Source organism: Seohaeicola saemankumensis, assembly GCF_021021435.1.
In the GTDB taxonomy this organism is placed as follows: domain Bacteria; phylum Pseudomonadota; class Alphaproteobacteria; order Rhodobacterales; family Rhodobacteraceae; genus Seohaeicola.
In genome coordinates this window covers 96,940-113,934 of record NZ_JAINWI010000010.1, presented here as the reverse complement: position 1 = coordinate 113,934, position 16,995 = coordinate 96,940, and the positions used below count along the sequence as shown (strand labels likewise).

Here is a 16,995-nt window from a genome sequence, read left to right as displayed (position 1 = left end):
GACATTGTGGACGTTGGGGGGCTGCCCTAAGCTTGGTCTCCAAAATACGAAGGTCGGCTGGCTCGATCGAACCAACACAAGACATGGCCTGAAAGGGACGATATGGCGACGAATTCCAGCAGCGACAGCAAAAACACCCTGTACTGCAGCTTTTGCGGAAAAAGCCAGCACGAGGTAAGAAAGCTGATTGCAGGACCGACCGTGTTCATCTGTGATGAATGCGTCGAGCTTTGCATGGACATCATTCGCGAGGAAACCAAAAGCGCCGGACTGAAAGCCACCGATGGCGTGCCGACACCAAAAGATATCTGCGCGGTTCTGGATGACTATGTGATCGGACAGCAGAAGGCGAAGAAGGTTCTGTCGGTCGCGGTGCACAACCATTACAAACGGTTGAACCACTCTTCCAAGACCAATGATATCGAACTGTCCAAGTCGAATATCTTGCTGATTGGCCCGACAGGTTGCGGCAAGACGCTGCTTGCGCAAACGCTGGCGCGGATTCTGGATGTGCCCTTTACAATGGCCGATGCGACCACACTGACGGAGGCCGGTTATGTCGGCGAGGATGTTGAGAATATCATTCTCAAACTCCTGCAATCCTCGGAATACAACGTTGAGCGCGCGCAGCGCGGCATCGTCTATATCGACGAGGTCGACAAGATCACCCGCAAGTCCGAAAACCCCTCGATCACCCGCGACGTGTCGGGCGAGGGTGTGCAGCAGGCGCTGCTCAAACTGATGGAGGGCACGGTTGCATCCGTTCCGCCACAGGGCGGGCGCAAGCATCCACAACAGGAATTTCTGCAAGTGGATACAACCAATATCCTGTTCATCTGTGGCGGGGCATTTGCAGGGCTGGACCGGATCATCGCACAGCGCGGCAAGGGCAGCGCGATGGGCTTTGGCGCTGACGTCAAGGACCCCGATACCCGCCGTGTGGGTGAAACATTCAAGGATCTGGAACCCGAAGACCTGCTGAAATTCGGTCTGATCCCTGAGTTCGTGGGACGTCTGCCCGTGATCGCCACGCTGGAGGATCTGGACGAGGAAGCGCTGGTCACGATCCTGACCCAACCCAAGAACGCGCTGGTCAAGCAATACCAGCGCCTGTTCGAGCTTGAGAGTGTCAAGCTGACATTTACAGATGACGCGCTGACGGCCATCGCCAAACGCGCCATTGAACGTAAAACTGGTGCACGCGGCCTACGTTCGATTCTCGAAGATATCCTGCTGAACACCATGTTCGACCTGCCCGGCATGGCCAATGTCGATGAAGTTCTGGTGAACGAGGAGGCCGCGATTTCGGCGGCCCAGCCTTTGATGATCTACGCCGAATCCAAAAAGGAAGGCGCGACCGCCGGTTGAGCCTGCCATCAGGACCACGGGCGGTATTGCGCAGGGCATGGATATTTAAGGCAAGAAGAAGCAGGGCCGTGCCGAAAGGTGCGGCCCTTTGCATCAAGGATCGCTTGCATCTGGACCTTGGCGCGCGGATGCGGCATAGCAGATAGAACGAATAGCGGAGGCTTCGATGGGCATTCTGAACACGCTCTTGCGCGCAGTGACCTGGTGGAACGGCCAGACCCTGAATACACAATTCTATACATGGCGTCGCGGCGTCAAGGTGGGCGAGGACGCGCAGGGCAACGCCTTTTTTACCACAAAGGACGGCAAGCGCCGCTGGGTCATTTATAACGGCGAGGTCGAGGCAAGCCGGATCAGCCCTGACTGGCATGGCTGGCTGCATCACACGTTCAAGGATACGCCTTCGGACAAGCCGTTGCCCCATAAGACATGGGAAAAGCCGCATCAGGAAAACCTGACCGGCACGCCGCTGGCCTATGCGCCTGCAGGCTCCATCCGCCGTACAGCGCCCGCGCCGCGCAAGGATTACGAAGCCTGGACGCCGGAATAAGTCAGCGCAGGGAAAGAACCGATGTCCGAAACGAAAACAGAAGTAGTGATCGGAGCGGCTGTGCTGGCAGTTGCGGCCGGTTTTCTGATATATGCCGGTCAGGTCACGGGCATGTCTGCCTCGACCAAGGGCTATCCGCTGACGGCATCCTTTCGCTCGCTTGAGGGGGTCAACGTGGGCACCGATGTGCGTCTTGCAGGCGTTAAGGTGGGCACGGTCACGGCTGTATCCCTCAACCCCGAGACATTCCGCGCCGATACGACGATCTCGGTTCTGGACGGTCTCGAACTGCCGGATGACAGCGCCATCGTGATCGCGTCCGAAGGTCTGCTGGGCGGCAATTTCGTCGAACTGGTTCCGGGGGGATCGCCCTTCAACCTGGCCGCGGGCGACGAGATTATCGACACGCAAGGATCTGTCAGCCTGGTGTCCCTGTTGATGAAATTCGTCTCGGGTGGTGAGGAGCAGTGAGCCTGCGCCGTCTTTTCTGTGGCACCCTTGTCGGGCTGCTGGTTGCAGGGTTTGTGCCGCTGCACGCGCAGGAGGTAGAAACCGCGACCGGCAACGGGGCGGTTGTGCGCGTTCTGGACAAGATCAATGGCGAGGTCGAGGACCTGAGTGTCCGCAACGGGGCATCCGCCAATCTGTGGCGTCTGCAGGTCGATCTGGAAGAATGCCGTTATCCGTCCGGAAACCCGGCTGGGGACGCGTTTGCTTTCCTCACGCTGCACCATCAGGGGCAGGAAGAGCCGTTGTTCCGTGGCTGGATGATTGCGTCATCGCCTGCGCTGAACGCACTGGACCATCCGCGTTATGACGTCTGGGTCATCCGCTGCACCACCTCCTGAGGGGTGGCAGGCAGGGCAGGGCTGCTGAAATCCCCCTGCAACATCAAGGCCTTTTCCAACCTAAGGTGGTACTCTGCACGCGTCACCTCGACCGCGCCGAGCGAGGCGAGATGCGGGGTCAGAAACTGGGTATCGAACAGGCGGAAGCCACCCAGACGTAATCTGTCGACCAGATAGGCGAGTGCGATTTTTGACGCATCTGTTCTGCGCGAGAACATGCTCTCGCCGAAAAAGGCCGCACCCAAAGAGACGCCGTACACCCCGCCTGCAAGGGTCTCGCCCTCCCAGACCTCCAGTGAATGGGCATGCCCCATAAGGTGCAGATCAAGGTAAAGGCGGCGGATCTCGGCGTTGATCCAAGTCTCGTCGCGGTCGGCGCAGGCATCCACTACGTCGGAAAATACCGTGTTGATCGTGACATGCGGCGGATTGCGCCGCATCCTGCGCGCAAGGCTGCGAGATATCCGGAATCCGTTGAGCGGAAAGATACCGCGGCGGCGCGGATCGACCCAGAAGACATCCGGGTCGTCGCGGGTTTCGGCCATTGGGAAGACGCCAGAGGCGTAGGCGTTGAGCAACAGCTCCGGCGTGATGACCGCCTCTGTCATGATCGGCGCGTCAGGCCGGAAGATGCGTTTTGAGCCAATGTTCCAGCCAGTGGATCGTGTAATTGCCGGTTTGCACATCCTCTTCCTGCAAGAGCGCATGGAAAAGGGGAATTGTCGTGTCCACACCGTCGACGATCAACTCGCCCAAGGCGCGCGCCAGACGCGCCAGCGCTTCGGGACGGTCGCGGCCATGAACGATCAGCTTGCCGATCAGGCTGTCGTAATAGGGCGGGATCTTGTAACCGTCATAGAGCGCGGAGTCTATCCGCACGCCCAGACCACCGGGGGCGTGATACTGCGTGATCCGGCCGGGGCAGGGCGCGAAATTCGGCAGTTTCTCTGCATTGATCCGCACTTCGATGGCATGGCCGTTGATGGTCAATTCATCCTGTGTGAAGGACATCGGCAGACCTTCGGCCACGCGGATCTGTTCGCGCACAAGATCGACGCCGAAGATGGCTTCGGTCACGGGGTGTTCCACCTGCAGGCGGGTGTTCATCTCGATGAAATAGAAATCGCCCTTTTCGTAAAGAAATTCGATCGTACCCGCGCCGATATAGTTGATGGCTGCCACGGCATCGGCGCACACCTTGCCGATACGGGCGCGTTCTTCGGGGGTGATCACGGGGCCGGGGGCCTCCTCGAACACCTTCTGGTGGCGGCGCTGGAGAGAGCAATCGCGCTCGCCTAAATGCACGGCGCGCCCCTTGCCATCCCCGAAGACCTGAATTTCAATATGGCGTGGCGTGGTCAGATATTTCTCGATATAGACCTCGTCATTGCCGAATGCCGCCTTGGATTCAGACCGCGCGGTCATAAAGGCGCTTTCCATGTCGGCGGCAGTCAGGGCCACTTTCATGCCGCGCCCGCCACCGCCTGCGGTTGCCTTGACGATCACGGGATAGCCGATTTCTGCCCCGATCCGCTTGGCATCCTCAAGCGTTGGCACACCACCATCCGAACCGGGCACGCAAGGCACACCCAAGGCTTTCATCGTGTCCTTGGCGGTAATCTTGTCGCCCATGATACGGATATGTTCGGCTGTGGGGCCGATGAAGGTGATCCCGTGATCCTCGACAATCTGCACGAAATTCGCGTTCTCGGACAGAAAACCGTAGCCGGGATGGATCGCCTGTGCGCCCGTGATTTCGCAGGCTGAGATGATCGCCGGAATGGAAAGATAGCTTTCCGTGGAAGAGGGCGGCCCGATGCAGATGGCCTCATCTGCCATCCGCACATGCATCGCATCCGCATCGGCGGTCGAATGGACCGCGACCGATTTGATACCCATTTCACGGGCTGCACGGATCACGCGCAGGGCGATCTCGCCACGGTTGGCAATCAGGATTTTATCGAACATGACCAGTGCCTTATTCGATGATCATCAAGGGGGCGCCATATTCCACAGCGGCACCGTCTTCCACGAGAATGCGCTTGACCGTGCCGGATTTGGGCGCGGGGATATGGTTCATTGTCTTCATGGCTTCGATGATCAGTAGGGTATCACCCTCGTTCACCTGCGCGCCAACGCTGACGAAAGCGGGCGAACCGGGTTCGGCCTGCATATAGACGGTCCCCACCATCGGAGAGGTTACTGCACCCGGAAGGGATGCAGGGTCCTGCACTGCGCTGGCGGCGGCAGGTGCGGTCGCGGCCGTGGCCGCAGGAGCATAATGTGTCTGGGCCGGAGGGGCCGCATAGGTCACCGAAGGGGCAGCGCGGCTGACACGCACGTTCAGGCTGTCATCCTCGCCATATTCGCGCATGACTTCCAGTTCGGTCAGATCGTTCTCGCGCAACAGTTCTGCAAGCGCCTGAATGAAGGCGACGTCGCTGTCATGGTTCTTCTTTGTCATTATATCCTCGACCGGTTCCGACAGGGCTATGCAGGCTATCCGAGGGTAGCCTCGCGCTATACTGACCCGCTTATAGGTCATCGTGCTGTCAGGGAAAAGCCGCCAATTCACGGCGGACCTTTTTCGGCGGGGCTTGTCCAGAGGGGGGGCGATCCGAACCTGAGTCTGCGTGGTCGCTATATGCGCAGATTACGGACCCACTGGATGATCACAAGTGACTGTTGCAGCGTGTTTGTGAAATGCGGCTTTCCGGTTCTTGATAATCGTGTAAATATGCCTTTAACACAGCGGTTTGGCCGGAAATTTTTCGGTGAAAAGCTTGACCACTTCGGGGCGGGACACCCAGATATGCCGCAGCGCCAATTGACAGGAGGCCGGATAAGGGAGCGACGGATCGCGCTGGCGATGCGTCAGGCCGATCTGGCGCGAAATGTCGGCATATCGGCATCCTATCTAAACCTGATCGAGCACAACCGCCGCCGGATCGGGGGCAAGTTGCTGCTGGACCTTTCAGCATCCCTCGGGGTTGAGCCCTCTGCATTGACGGAAGGGGCCGAAGCGGCCCTGATCGCCACCCTGCGCGAGGCGGCCAGCGCGTCGCCGCAGCCAAGCCCCGACCCCGAAGGGATCGAGGATCTTGCCGCCCGGTTCCCCGGTTGGGCCGGCGTGCTTGCCGATCGTCACCGCCGCGTACTTGCGCTGGAGCGCACTGTCGAGCAACTGGCGGACCGCCTGACGCATGATCCCTATCTGGCGGCCTCTATGCACGAGGTGCTGTCCAGCGTGACTGCGATACGCGCCACGGCTGCCATCCTTGTCGACCCGCGCGAGATCGAGCCGGAATGGCGTGATCGTTTCCATCGCAATATCAACGAGGATGCCGCCCGTCTTGCGCACAGCGCCCAAGCGCTGGTCGGTTATCTGGACGGGGCGGGCAAGGCCGATGCAGCGCTCAGCTCGCCACAAGATGAGCTTGAGCGTTTTTTACTATCGCGCGATCATAACTTTGCCGAACTTGAAGATGATGTCGCTCAAGCCGATACCGTGATTGCCGCGCTGATTGATCAGGACGAGGCGTTGCAGTCAGCGTCTGCCCGCGCACAGGCGCGTCTCTATCTCGAAAGGTATCGCCGCGATGCCGAACGGTTGCCGCGGGCGCGCCTGCTGACCGCCCAGCTTGAAGCCGACAGTGCCGAGGATGCCTTTGACCCGCTGGCCTTGTCCTTGCGGCTGCATGTCGATCCGGCGACGGTGATGCGGCGCTTGGCCTGTCGTCCCCAGGCCGTGGCGGGTCTGCCTGCGGATTGGGCGCATGGCGAGACCCGCATCGGGCTGGTCAGTTGCGACGCTTCGGGGACCCTGTTGTTGCGCCGCCCGCTGGAAGGGTTCGATCTGCCGCGTTTTGGCGCGGCCTGTCCGCGCTGGCCGCTGTTTTCTGCCCTGAACAGGCCGATGACGCCGATTCGCCAAACGGTCCGGCACAGCGGTCAACACGGGCGTTTGTTTCGCGTCTTTGCCGTGGCCCAACCCGTGGGGCGGCTTGTCTATAACGCCGATCCCCTGTTCGAAGCGCATATGCTGATCCTGCCGCTGGCCGAAACGATGCCACAGAGCGCAGCCTTGTCGAAATCCGCACCCCAAGGGGACGCGCCACGCCTGGTCGGGGTCAGTTGTCGGATTTGTCCGGCCCAGGACTGCGACGGACGGCGCGAGCCGTCGATCCTGACAGATGGGTTTTGACACAGCCACGCGCAATGACGATAGTCGCTCAAGGCAGTGGGCTTGCACGGTTTGCGGACAATGCAGTTCTTACTGTCCATTCGCTACATTCCAGGGGAGGGGGAGGTGGCATGGCAAGGCGTGTTCTGATTATCGAGGATGAACCCAATATCATAGAGGCCATCAGCTTTATCCTGACCCGCGATGGCTGGCAGGTGGATACCCATTCCAACGGGCATGATGCCGTATCGGTGGTGCAGGCGCGCGCGCCCGATCTGGTGATCCTCGACGTGATGCTGCCTGGTCGCAGCGGTTATGATATTTTGACAGACTTGCGCGCGCTGCCGGCGACGCAGGATCTGCCCGTGCTGATGTTGACCGCGCGCGGACAGGCCCGCGACCGCGAACTGGCCGAGAAAGCAGGCGCAAGCCGTTTCATGACCAAGCCCTTTTCAAACGCTGATGTGATCGAGGCGCTGAACGCCCTGGTTGCGGAATGAGCGACAAGCCTTCACCTGTGTTTCTGGAACGCCGCAGCTACCGCCAGCGGCGTCTGGTGGATGCAGCAAGGCTTTTGCCACTGGCGGGCGCGCTGCTTTGGCTGGTGCCACTGCTTTGGCCTCAAGACAGTGGCCCTGATGTGGCTCAGCAGATTCCGGCGGTTCCGACCTCCTCTGCGATTATCTATATCTTCGGCATCTGGATTATTCTGGTGCTGTCCGCGATGTTCCTGTCCGCCATGCTGGATCACAAATCCGACCTGCGCTACCAAGGGGACCAGCCGGAAAACAGGGATACGTAGGCAAGGGGCATGGGGACGCTCAATATCCTGATTGCCGTCTGTCTGGCCTATGTGGCGTTGTTGTTCGGCGTGGCCTTCATGGCCGAACGGGCAGCCCTGAAAGGGCGCGGGAACTGGCTGCGCTCGCCCTGGATATACACGCTGTCTCTGTCGATCTATTGCACGGCTTGGACCTTCTATGGCGCGGTCGGCTATGCCGCGCGATCGGGGCTGGAGTTTGTGACGATCTATTTGGGGCCGTCCCTTGTGATGGTGGGCTGGTGGTGGGCACTGCGCAAGATGGTGCGGATCGGACGTACCCAGCGCATCACTTCGGTCGCGGATCTGATCTCATCGCGCTATGGCAAGTCGGGATTGCTGGCTGTCTGCGTAACCCTCTTGGCCCTGATCGGGATTACACCCTATATTTCGTTGCAGCTTCAATCTGTAACGCTGTCTTTTTCAAGTTTCGCCGTCAGCGACGCGGAAGGTGCGGCCTTGATAGCGGCGCATGACACCGCATTGTGGGTGGCAATCGGTTTGGCCTTGTTCACGATCCTTTTTGGCACTCGCAACCTTGATGCGAACGAGCGTCATCATGGTGTCGTCATGGCCATCGCGGTCGAGGCGGTGGTCAAGCTGTTTGCCCTGATCGCTGTCGGTGTCTTTGTCGTCTGGGGGCTGGCCGGCGGGATCGGCCCGATGTTGGAGCGTATCGACGCCTCAGAGATCGGCGCGTGGCAGATGGATCGCGGGCGCTGGTTTGGGCTGACCTTCCTGTCGGCGGCGGCCTTTCTGACCCTGCCGCGCATGTTTCAGGTTCTTGTGGTCGAGAACGAGGATGAAGGCCATCTGCGGACCGCGGCATGGGCCTTTCCGACCTATCTTTTCCTGATGAGCCTCTTCGTCGTGCCCATCGCGGTTGTCGGGCTGGAACTGATGCCTGCTGGTGCGAACCCGGACCAGTTTGTTCTGACCGTTCCCTTGTCGCAGGGACAGGATGGCTTGGCGATGCTGTCCTTCCTCGGTGGCTTTTCCTCGGCTACATCCATGGTGATCGTGGCATCAATCGCCCTGTCCACAATGGTGTCGAACCATATCGTGATGCCGATTTTCCTGCGCGTGACACGCGGCGGGGCAAGCGGACCCTCCGATGTTCGCCATGTGGTGATCCTTGCGCGGCGAATCTCGATCGGGATCGTCCTGACGCTGGGCTATTTCTACTACAAGATTTCCGGCGGTGGCACGGCTCTTGCGGCGATCGGGTTGGTCTCTTTCGCGGGTCTGGCACAGCTTCTGCCTGCGATGATGGGGGGCATTTTCTGGCGCGGGGCCACGCGAAACGGGGCTTTTGCGGGGCTTGTGACGGGTTTCGTGCTCTGGGCTTATTGCCTATTGTTGCCGCAGTTCGGGGGCGGACTGCCGGTCGCGGTGGTCGAGCAGGGGCCTTGGGGCATCGGCTGGCTGCGCCCGCACGCCCTGTTCGGTATTCAGGGCATGGACCCGCTGCTGCATGCGGTGATGTGGTCGCTTCTGCTGAACGCGACAGTCTTTGTGCTGGTCTCGATTGCCAGTTTCCCTTCACCGCTGGAAAGGCTGCAAGGCGCGCAATTCGTCAATATTTTCGAGCATTCGAACAATCCGCAAAGCTGGTCGGGCGGTGTCGCGCAATCCGAAGATCTGATGATCATGGCGCAACGGATATTGGGACCCGCCGAGGTGCAGTCATTCTTTCAGGCCGAGGCTGCGCGTCAGGGCCTTGCAGGGTTTCTGCCCGAACCTACGCCCGATTTTCTGGCGCGGCTGGAGCGGGAATTGTCCGGTGCCGTGGGCGGGGCCACGGCCCATGCGATGGTGGCGCAGATCATGGGCGCGGCCACCGTGTCGGTCGAGGATCTGCTGGCGGTGGCTGACGAGACCGCGCAGATGATGGAATATTCAAGCCAGCTTGAGGCAAAATCGAACGAGCTGACGCGTACCGCCAGACAGTTGCGCGCCGCGAATGACAAGCTGACCAAGCTATCGGTGCAGAAAGACGCCTTTCTCAGCCAGATCAGCCATGAATTGCGTACCCCCATGACCTCGATCCGTGCGTTTTCCGAGATCCTGCGCGATGCCGACGGGTTGAAGGCGCAGGATCTGACCCGCTATGCCTCGATCATCCATGCCGAGGCGATCCGCCTGACGCGTTTGCTGGATGATCTGCTGGATCTGAGCGTGCTGGAAAATGGGCAGGTCAATCTGAACATCCGCGAAGGGACGCTGGCCGATGTAATCTCGCATGCGATTGCGGCGGCGGGTGCGGATATGCACCCCTTGAAGGTGCGGCGGATTGGCCCTGCATCCGATATCATGCTGCGCACGGATCTGGACCGGCTGGCGCAGGTCTTCATCAACCTGATCGCCAATGCGCAGAAATATTGCGACGCTGAGCGGCCTGAACTGGTGATCGAGGTCAACCGTCGCAGCGGACGGATCATCGTTGATTTCATCGACAACGGCACCGGTATCGCACCCGATGCCCAAGGCATGATTTTCGAGAAATTCTACAGGGTTTCCGACCGGCAGGCCGGTGGTGCGGGGCTGGGGCTGGCGATCTGCCGCGAGATTATGGACCGTCTGGGCGGCACGCTGGGCTATCTGCCGGGGCAGGGTGGTGCCGCATTCCGCGTCAGTCTGCCTGTCGCGCAGTGGATGGCGGCGCGATAGGCGCGGGAAAACGCGAAAGCTTCAGCATTTCGTAACCATGGGACGGGTAAACCGGACAGATGTAGCTGCAGAAGCGGTGACGGGGTCGATGGTCGGTACAGCATCAAATGCGGGGTTGCGCCTCAAGGCACGAAACGCGCGCGACGGGCAGGATGCGCGGGTCATGTCGCCCGCGCGGGCATTGCGGCTTGCCATCGAGAAAGCTGCGGATGAAGATTTCTCGATAGCTGTGCGCGTCGGTTCCATAGGGCGTTCGCTGGAGGATCATGGCAGCTTGTTGGAAATGGTCGCGGACGAGGGGCTTTTGCTGTTGCTTGACGGCCCGTCCGGTGCACTGGGTCTGGCGGCGGTGGATGCGGCGACCGTGACCTCCCTGATCGAAATGCAGATGACAGGCCAGATCACCTCGCGGCCCGTATCGCCGCGCGCCTTGACGCGGACCGATGCTGTGCTGGTGGCGCCTTTGGTGGACAGCGTCCTGCGCCGTGCCGCGCAGCATCTGGCCGACCATCCTGACGGCTACTGGACCCGCGGCTACCGCTTCGGCGCGATGATCGAAGACCGGCGCGGCCTTGGCCTGGCGCTGGTTGCGCCCGATTATCATGTTTTTCAGATACCTCTGGATATCGGGCAGGGGGCTCGCATGGGCGAGCTTGTGCTGGCTCTGCCTGTTTGCGAGCGACCAGCGGACCAGATAGCCAAAGTCGAACAGGTCAAGGTATCGCCGGAATTTCAGGCGCGCGTCATGGATGCGCCCGCGCGCCTTCAGGCGATCCTGTGCCGCCTGTCGTTGCCATTGTCCCAGATGGGCCAGCTTTGCGCAGGTACTGTGCTGCCCTTGTCGCCGGATGTTCTGGGCGACATTTCGCTCGAGGCGGGGGGGCGGGTTGTGGCCAAGGCCCAGTTGGGCAAATTGCAGGGCATGCGCGCCTTGCGGGTCAAGATGCCGGGGCAGAGCGGCAGAAGGCAAAATCAAACCGCAGAAGAAAGCGGCGGAGCAGTGGCAGAACCGGAAAAGCCCGTCCCGGCAGATCAGGAACCGGCGTTACATGCTGCACCTGACAGCCCCCTTACCAACCCCGGCCTTGAGCCTGAGTCAGCGTCAGCGGATGCCGGAGCCGAACATGGCCCGCCGCGGACAGATCGACAGCAGAACCCGCCATTTGTCTTCGACGATGAACCCGCGGCGGATCAGGCATTTGACGAATATGCCGGACGCATGGTGGGCAAACCGCACAAAGGGATCGAAGCGGCCTAGCGGTTGCGCGTGCTTACAGCCCGCCTTGCCCCTCGATCGCGACCAATTCAGGCCGCAAGCCAGCCAGATCATAGCCGGCGGCGGCAGTCGCCTGCAGGATATCGGCCACGGGTTGATGCCCTGCCTGCCCCAGCGACCAAACAACCGAAGATCGTGTGCCCGAGGCGCAATAAGCCAGAACCGGACCTTCCGCCCCCGCGATCAGGTCGCGTTGCCGTTTCACATTTTCGGGGGTCATGGTTTGATGGGTCAAAGGCAGAATATGAAAGGCCAGTCCTTCCGCCTGTGCCGCCTTTGCCAGTACTTCGGCGCTGATGGAGGAAGCCACCTCTTCATCGGGGCGGTTGCAAATGACTGCACTGAAGCCAGCCGCCTTGATCGCCGCGATATCTTCGGGGCTGATCTGGGGCGAAACGGAATAGCGGGGCGTGATCTGACGAATATCCATGAGCTTGCTTTAATCTGCTACAATCAACCTGTCCAGCTTGACGCGCAGCAGCGGCGTTAGCGCCATACCTGCCAGCATTGCCACCGCAAAAACCCAGTGCCAGACACCACCATAGGAAAGCGATGCAATAGCCGGTCCGGGGCAGAGCCCTGCAAGCCCCCAGCCTGCGCCGAACATGGTTGATCCCAGAACCAGATTGCGGCTGACTTGTGACGAGACCTGTGCGGGGAAATCACCCCCTACCAGAGGCCTCCGCCCCGGCACGAAACGCCAGGCAATGGCCATCGGAATGATGGCGCCCCCCATTACGAATGCAAGTGTCGGGTCCCAGTCTCCAAACACATCCAGCCAGCCCTGAACCTTGGCGGTATCGGTCATGCCGGACACGAAAAGGCCCGCGCCGAACAGCCCGCCTGCGAGGAATGCGAAGAGCAGACGCATCAGATCACCCCCAGGAGATGCCGGAACAGCACGACCGTAATACCACCCGCAAGAATGTAGAACACTGTCGCGACAATCCCGCGCAGGCTGAAACGCGAGATGCCGCAGACTCCGTGTCCCGATGTGCAGCCATTGGCCAGACGCGTTCCCGCTCCGACCAGAAGACCGCCCGCGATGATCACCAGCGGATTGGATGAAACATGAGTATCGACCGATCCGTAGAGCGGATAGAGAAGGATCGGCAACAGGATGACGCCCGCCAGAAAGATCAGCCTTTCGGTTGCGCTGTTGCGGCCTGTGCCATCTACAAGCCCGCCGATGATTCCGCTGGCCCCCATGATTCTTCCATTGGCCAGCAGATAGACCGCCCCGCCTGTGCCGATCAACAGCCCGCCGACCAGCCCCCAGATCCAATCCTGTTCCATATCCGTCCTATCCTGTTGGAATGCGCACTATGCGCCGCACCCGCCATCTTTTGCGGCGGGCGGTTGCGTATCAAAATCTGGTCGATCAGAGCTTGTTCACTGGTACTTTCAGGAACACATCGCCCTTCTCGTCCGCTGGCGGCATCTGGCCTGCCCGCATGTTCACCTGTAACGAGGGGATGATCAGCTTGGGCATGGCCAGCTGCGCGTCCCGCGCATCCCGCATCTTGACGAATGCGTCGCGATCCTTGCCTGCACCCACATGGATATTGCCCGCCTTCTGCGCGGCAACTGTGGTTTCCCAAGCGAATTCGTCGCGCCCCGGTGCCTTGTAGTCGTGGCAGACGAAAATGCGTGTCGCGTCGGGCAGGGCGAGGATTTTCTGGATCGAATTGAACAATACCTCTGACGAGCCGCCCGGAAAATCGCAGCGCGCCGTGCCGAAATCGGGCATGAACAACGTGTCGCCCACAAAGGCGGCATCGCCGATGACATAGGTCAGGCAGGCAGGCGTATGGCCGGGCGTGTGCAGCACATCGCCGCGCATCTGGCCGATCATGAAACTGTCGCCTTCCTCGAAAAGGCTGTCGAACTGGCTGCCATCGCGCTGGAACTCGGTGCCCTCGTTGAAGACCTTGCCGAATGTGTCCTGCACCACTTTGATACGGTCACCGATCCCGATCTTGCCGCCGACACGTTCCTGTAGATAGGGCGCGGCGGACAGGTGATCAGCATGGACATGGGTTTCAAGAAGCCACTGCACCTCCAACTTCTCGGCGCGGATATAGGCGATGATCTCGTCGGCCGAGCTGGTATCGGTGCGGCCCGAAGCATAGTCGAAATCCAGCACCGAATCGATGATCGCACAGCTTCTGCCATCGGGGTCTTTGACCACATAGGAAACCGTGTTGGTGGCTTCGTCGAAAAAGGCTTTGACGTCTGGGGTCATAGTGTCGTCCTCCGTTTGGTAGAACATATATGGCTTGCTGCATGTGTATCAAGGGGCAGTCTGGCTGTCGGTCGGCGTGACCAGACATCAAACCTGTGGTCGTATTGACCTGCATCAAGGCCCTGTCTGCCAGTTCAGGTCATAATGGAACGGATAAGGGAGAAGACATGATGACACATACAGATATCCGTCGCGCCACCTTGATGAAACGCCTGTCCGAACTGGACAGCCGCCTGCACCGGATCGAGGCTGAATTGGATCAGCCCCATACGCAGGATTGGGACGATATGGCCATCGAACGCGAGGGCGACGAGGTGCTGGAGCGGCTGGGCCAGTCCGGTTTGGACGAGATTCGCCGCATCATGGCAGCCCTTGGCCGAATCAGGTCTGGCGATTATGGTTTCTGTGCGATTTGCGGCGCCGAGATTTCCCAGGAACGGCTGGACGCGCTGCCGGCCACGCCGTTTTGCAAGACATGTGCTGCGGAACATTGACACCATGATCTTGTGATCTGTCATCACGCGGACAGATTTTTTGCATGTGCGACATCATTGAAATGTGAAGGAGGATAGGATGATCGAACAACTACCAGACTCCTTGTCTGACCCGATCCGTGACATCGAGGCCCGCATCAAGGCAACGCTACCGGATGAACGCGAAGATCTGCAGGCCGATCTGCACCGTCTGTGCCACTGTCTGGAAAGCCAGGGCTACGAGGTTCCTGAAAGGCTCCGACTGCTGGACAGGCTGCTGACCGATGCGATGACAGAAGCGCAGTTTGACAATATGCCGGTCTGAACGGGGCTTGCCATATACCCCTCTGATTTTGCACAGTTGTGGCGCAAGCCGAACAATGTGACCGGCAGGGGGGCAGGGCGTGGCAGGGACGATCCGGCAAGACCAGCGCGACGGGATGGCCATCATCCGGTTGGCGCTTCCGCCACTCAATACATTGACGCCTGCAATGCGGCAGGAATTGGGTGATGCGCTGGATGCCGCAATCCTGAACTCTGACATTGGCGCGATCGTGCTGACGGGGTTGGGCCAGCCCGCTGCGCGTGGCTTGTCCACCGGACTTGATCTGCGCGAAGCGGAAGCGGGAATTACGCCGCCGCATGTTTCCGATCTTTGCCAGCGGGTCGAGATGGGTGGCAAGCCGGTGGTTGCTGTCCTGCACGGGATGACATTGGGCGCGGGGGTCGAACTGGCGCTTGCAGCGCATGCGCGTGTGGGAACGGCGGATGCGTTCATCGGCTTTCCGGATGTGATGATGGGCCTGCCGCCGGCGGCAGGGGCCACGCAGTATCTGCCGCGTTTGCTTGGCGCGCAGACAGCACTTGAACTGCTGTTGTCGCAAAACCCCCGCCGCTTACGGGGGCGGCACTTGCGGCCTCTGGTGGATAGCTTGGTGCCGGAAGGCGAGGATGTAGAGGCTGCGGCCTTTGCATTGGCCCAGAAACTTGCTGCCGGTCTTACCGAAGGGCGCCCCTTGCAACGCAGTCGCGATCGGCGGGACGGTCTGGCGGATTTTGCCGGCAATGCGGCAGCGATTGCGGCGCGTCGGACGCAGGTTGCAGCCAGCCCCAATACCGCGTCGGCGCGCATAGTCGATTGCGTCGAAGCTGCCTGCCTCTTGCCATTCGAGGCGGGGTTGGCTTTTGAAAACGTCGCCTTCGAGGAATTGCTTGAGGCAGATGTCTCGAAATCCTTGCGCCACGCGTTTTTTGCCGAAAGACGCGCGGCCAATTTTCCCGAATTGCGTGACGGCACAGCGCGTTCTGTGTCCCGTGTGGCCTTGATCGGCGGGGGAACAGTTGCCGCCAATATGGCCGTGGCCTTTCTTGCGGCGGGTCTTCCCGTGATCCATTTCGAACGCAGTGCAGATGCTCTGGTGGCGGTTGAAGGGCGGATCGCTGCGTCCCATGATGCGCTGGTCAAGGCGGGACGGATGCAGCCCGATCACATTCCCGACCGGCTTGCATTATGGCAAGGCACGACACAGCTTGGCGATCTGGCCCAGGCCGATCTGCTGATCGAGGCCGTGGCTGATAGCCTGTCTACCAAGACAGTGATCATGGGCGCGCTGGATCGTATTGCGCCGCCGCAGGCAGTGCTGGTCACCACCTCGTCACTGTTCCGCATCGACCAGATTGCCGCTGCCACCACACGGCCCGCCGCCGTGCTTGGCCTGCGCCTGCAGGCGCCCGCGCATCTGACCCGCCTTGCCGAGATTTGTCCCTCTGATACGACCTCGGCTGACGCGATCGCAACGGTTGCAGCTATGCTGCGCGACAGTCTGGGCCGTATCGTGCTGCGGAATGGCACCGGCGGTGGCGGAATGGGCGAGCCTGTCATCGCGGCCCTGTGGGAGGCAGGAGCAGGAATGCTGCGACAGGGCGCAAGCCCTTTGCAGATCGACGCGGCCTTGCATGGCTATGGTTTTGCGCAAGGAATCTTTCGCCAGATCGACCTGATTGGTCTGGAGCACTGCCTGGCCAAAGCCCGAGTTGCCGAGGCTTTGTTGCCTGTCGGCACCCGGCATCTGAACGATATGGACAGGTTGATTATGGCGGGCCGTACCGGACAAAGGGCAGGGCGCGGTTTCTATCTCTGGCAGGAAGGGCAGGGACAACCCGACCGCGCGGTCATGGGGATTCTCGACCTGACAGAGCTTGACCAGCAAGGCGCGGCCACCTCACTTTCAGCGGAATCCATTGTTCTGCGTGCTGTTGCCGCGATGGCAAATGCCGGTGCGCGCGCGCTGCGGGCAGGTTTTGCCCTGAGGCCATCGGATATTGATACGGTGATGATGCAGGGGCACGGCTATCCGCGCTGGCATGGCGGACCGATGAAAGCGGCCGATCTGATCGGCCTGTTCGAGATCCGGCAGGCGCTGGAGCGGTTCAGCGAGGAAAATCCGGCGCTCTACACACCCGATCCGGTATTTGCCGCACTGATCAAGGAAGGGCAGAATTTCGACAGTCTGAACCGCGCCGAAGACAGCAGCATCCCAGAGTGAACAACGCGGCAAGACC

General features: G+C 60.5%; 19 protein-coding genes. 12 read left to right on the top strand and 7 right to left on the bottom strand.

Features of this window, described 5'->3' with window-relative positions; all coding sequences use genetic code 11:
• Positions 1-102: 102 nt before the first annotated feature.
• The 4 genes from clpX to K7H22_RS07200 all read left to right on the top strand — a co-directional run bounded on the left by clpX (position 103) and on the right by K7H22_RS07200 (position 2,766).
• A complete protein-coding gene (gene clpX / locus K7H22_RS07215) occupies positions 103-1,368 on the top strand; it encodes an ATP-dependent Clp protease ATP-binding subunit ClpX (protein WP_230800060.1) in 1,266 nt (421 codons plus the stop codon).
• A gap of 166 nt (positions 1,369-1,534) precedes the next feature.
• A complete protein-coding gene (locus K7H22_RS07210) occupies positions 1,535-1,918 on the top strand; it encodes an NADH:ubiquinone oxidoreductase subunit NDUFA12 (protein ID WP_230800059.1) in 384 nt (127 codons plus the stop codon).
• Between the two features lie 21 nt (positions 1,919-1,939).
• Positions 1,940-2,389, top strand: coding sequence for an outer membrane lipid asymmetry maintenance protein MlaD (mlaD, locus tag K7H22_RS07205; protein WP_230800058.1), 450 nt, complete (start codon positions 1,940-1,942; stop codon positions 2,387-2,389).
• Positions 2,386-2,766, top strand: a complete 381-nt coding sequence (locus K7H22_RS07200; protein WP_419248159.1) for a DUF2155 domain-containing protein — start codon at positions 2,386-2,388, stop codon at positions 2,764-2,766. The genes mlaD and K7H22_RS07200 overlap by 4 nt, the downstream gene beginning before the upstream one ends.
• Here K7H22_RS07200 and aat read toward each other — a convergent pair.
• Genes aat through accB form a run of 3 tightly spaced genes read right to left on the bottom strand, consistent with a single transcriptional unit; the run spans position 2,730 to position 5,230 of the window.
• Positions 2,730-3,374, bottom strand: a complete 645-nt coding sequence (gene aat, locus K7H22_RS07195; protein ID WP_230800057.1) for a leucyl/phenylalanyl-tRNA--protein transferase — start codon at positions 3,372-3,374, stop codon at positions 2,730-2,732. The genes K7H22_RS07200 and aat overlap by 37 nt on opposite strands.
• A 10-nt stretch (positions 3,375-3,384) precedes the next feature.
• Complete coding sequence (gene accC, locus K7H22_RS07190; RefSeq protein ID WP_230800056.1) at positions 3,385-4,734, bottom strand: acetyl-CoA carboxylase biotin carboxylase subunit; 1,350 nt, start codon at positions 4,732-4,734, stop codon at positions 3,385-3,387.
• A gap of 10 nt (positions 4,735-4,744) precedes the next feature.
• Positions 4,745-5,230: an acetyl-CoA carboxylase biotin carboxyl carrier protein gene (gene accB, locus K7H22_RS07185; protein WP_230800055.1), complete on the bottom strand. Its 486-nt coding sequence runs from the start codon at positions 5,228-5,230 to the stop codon at positions 4,745-4,747.
• A gap of 348 nt (positions 5,231-5,578) precedes the next feature.
• Between accB and K7H22_RS07180 the strand changes: the two genes are divergently transcribed.
• From K7H22_RS07180 to K7H22_RS07160, 5 genes are all read left to right on the top strand, one after another.
• Positions 5,579-6,970, top strand: a complete 1,392-nt coding sequence (locus K7H22_RS07180; protein WP_230800054.1) for a short-chain fatty acyl-CoA regulator family protein — start codon at positions 5,579-5,581, stop codon at positions 6,968-6,970.
• A 110-nt stretch (positions 6,971-7,080) separates the two neighbouring features.
• The gene (locus K7H22_RS07175) at positions 7,081-7,449 is read left to right on the top strand and encodes a response regulator transcription factor (protein WP_230800053.1); all 369 of its coding nucleotides are present in this window, start codon (positions 7,081-7,083) and stop codon (positions 7,447-7,449) included.
• Positions 7,446-7,751, top strand: a complete 306-nt coding sequence (locus K7H22_RS07170) for a hypothetical protein (protein ID WP_230800052.1) — start codon at positions 7,446-7,448, stop codon at positions 7,749-7,751. The genes K7H22_RS07175 and K7H22_RS07170 overlap by 4 nt, the downstream gene beginning before the upstream one ends.
• Before the next feature lie 9 nt (positions 7,752-7,760).
• The gene (locus K7H22_RS07165; RefSeq protein ID WP_230800051.1) at positions 7,761-10,439 is read left to right on the top strand and encodes an ATP-binding protein; all 2,679 of its coding nucleotides are present in this window, start codon (positions 7,761-7,763) and stop codon (positions 10,437-10,439) included.
• 37 nt (positions 10,440-10,476) lie between these two features.
• Positions 10,477-11,697 carry a flagellar motor switch protein FliM gene (locus K7H22_RS07160; RefSeq protein WP_230800050.1) on the top strand — a complete coding sequence of 407 codons (1,221 nt, stop codon included), beginning with the start codon at positions 10,477-10,479 and terminating at the stop codon, positions 11,695-11,697.
• Between the two features lie 13 nt (positions 11,698-11,710).
• On the opposite strand, the gene K7H22_RS07155 is transcribed toward K7H22_RS07160, so the two are convergent.
• The 4 genes from K7H22_RS07155 to K7H22_RS07140 form a co-directional block, all read right to left on the bottom strand.
• Complete coding sequence (locus K7H22_RS07155; RefSeq protein WP_230800049.1) at positions 11,711-12,145, bottom strand: TIGR01244 family sulfur transferase; 435 nt, start codon at positions 12,143-12,145, stop codon at positions 11,711-11,713.
• Between the two features lie 9 nt (positions 12,146-12,154).
• Positions 12,155-12,586: a DUF6691 family protein gene (locus tag K7H22_RS07150; protein ID WP_230800048.1), complete on the bottom strand. Its 432-nt coding sequence runs from the start codon at positions 12,584-12,586 to the stop codon at positions 12,155-12,157.
• On the bottom strand, positions 12,586-13,011 hold the full coding sequence (locus tag K7H22_RS07145; protein WP_230800047.1) for a YeeE/YedE family protein: 426 nt from the start codon (positions 13,009-13,011) through the stop codon (positions 12,586-12,588). Before K7H22_RS07145 ends, K7H22_RS07150 begins: the two co-directional genes overlap by 1 nt.
• 85 nt (positions 13,012-13,096) lie before the next feature.
• Positions 13,097-13,960, bottom strand: coding sequence for an MBL fold metallo-hydrolase (locus K7H22_RS07140; RefSeq protein ID WP_230800046.1), 864 nt, complete (start codon positions 13,958-13,960; stop codon positions 13,097-13,099).
• A 170-nt stretch (positions 13,961-14,130) separates the two neighbouring features.
• Here K7H22_RS07140 and K7H22_RS07135 point away from each other — a divergent pair, with 170 nt between their 5' ends.
• The 3 genes from K7H22_RS07135 to K7H22_RS07125 all read left to right on the top strand — a co-directional run bounded on the left by K7H22_RS07135 (position 14,131) and on the right by K7H22_RS07125 (position 16,979).
• Complete coding sequence (locus K7H22_RS07135) at positions 14,131-14,454, top strand: TraR/DksA family transcriptional regulator (protein ID WP_230800267.1); 324 nt, start codon at positions 14,131-14,133, stop codon at positions 14,452-14,454.
• A 79-nt stretch (positions 14,455-14,533) separates the two neighbouring features.
• A complete protein-coding gene (locus tag K7H22_RS07130) occupies positions 14,534-14,758 on the top strand; it encodes a hypothetical protein (protein WP_230800045.1) in 225 nt (74 codons plus the stop codon).
• A 79-nt stretch (positions 14,759-14,837) separates the two neighbouring features.
• On the top strand, positions 14,838-16,979 hold the full coding sequence (locus K7H22_RS07125) for a 3-hydroxyacyl-CoA dehydrogenase NAD-binding domain-containing protein (protein ID WP_230800044.1): 2,142 nt from the start codon (positions 14,838-14,840) through the stop codon (positions 16,977-16,979).
• The last annotated feature ends 16 nt before the right edge of the window (positions 16,980-16,995 follow it).

Excerpts from the sequence above, each read along its gene's own strand:
- K7H22_RS07150 (WP_230800048.1), bottom strand. The coding sequence starts at position 12,586 with ATGCGTCTGCTCTTCGCATTCCTCGCAGGCGGGCTGTTCGGCGCGGGC.
- K7H22_RS07130 (WP_230800045.1), top strand. The coding sequence starts at position 14,534 with ATGATCGAACAACTACCAGACTCCTTGTCTGACCCGATCCGTGACATC.
- K7H22_RS07155 (WP_230800049.1), bottom strand. The coding sequence starts at position 12,145 with ATGGATATTCGTCAGATCACGCCCCGCTATTCCGTTTCGCCCCAGATC.
- aat (WP_230800057.1), bottom strand. The coding sequence starts at position 3,374 with ATGACAGAGGCGGTCATCACGCCGGAGCTGTTGCTCAACGCCTACGCC.
- accC (WP_230800056.1), bottom strand. The coding sequence starts at position 4,734 with ATGTTCGATAAAATCCTGATTGCCAACCGTGGCGAGATCGCCCTGCGC.
- K7H22_RS07175 (WP_230800053.1), top strand. The coding sequence starts at position 7,081 with ATGGCAAGGCGTGTTCTGATTATCGAGGATGAACCCAATATCATAGAG.
- mlaD (WP_230800058.1), top strand. The coding sequence starts at position 1,940 with ATGTCCGAAACGAAAACAGAAGTAGTGATCGGAGCGGCTGTGCTGGCA.
- K7H22_RS07160 (WP_230800050.1), top strand. The coding sequence starts at position 10,477 with ATGGGACGGGTAAACCGGACAGATGTAGCTGCAGAAGCGGTGACGGGG.
- clpX (WP_230800060.1), top strand. The coding sequence starts at position 103 with ATGGCGACGAATTCCAGCAGCGACAGCAAAAACACCCTGTACTGCAGC.
- K7H22_RS07165 (WP_230800051.1), top strand. The coding sequence starts at position 7,761 with ATGGGGACGCTCAATATCCTGATTGCCGTCTGTCTGGCCTATGTGGCG.
- K7H22_RS07140 (WP_230800046.1), bottom strand. The coding sequence starts at position 13,960 with ATGACCCCAGACGTCAAAGCCTTTTTCGACGAAGCCACCAACACGGTT.
- K7H22_RS07210 (WP_230800059.1), top strand. The coding sequence starts at position 1,535 with ATGGGCATTCTGAACACGCTCTTGCGCGCAGTGACCTGGTGGAACGGC.
- K7H22_RS07170 (WP_230800052.1), top strand. The coding sequence starts at position 7,446 with ATGAGCGACAAGCCTTCACCTGTGTTTCTGGAACGCCGCAGCTACCGC.
- K7H22_RS07135 (WP_230800267.1), top strand. The coding sequence starts at position 14,131 with ATGACACATACAGATATCCGTCGCGCCACCTTGATGAAACGCCTGTCC.
- K7H22_RS07145 (WP_230800047.1), bottom strand. The coding sequence starts at position 13,011 with ATGGAACAGGATTGGATCTGGGGGCTGGTCGGCGGGCTGTTGATCGGC.
- accB (WP_230800055.1), bottom strand. The coding sequence starts at position 5,230 with ATGACAAAGAAGAACCATGACAGCGACGTCGCCTTCATTCAGGCGCTT.
- K7H22_RS07180 (WP_230800054.1), top strand. The coding sequence starts at position 5,579 with ATGCCGCAGCGCCAATTGACAGGAGGCCGGATAAGGGAGCGACGGATC.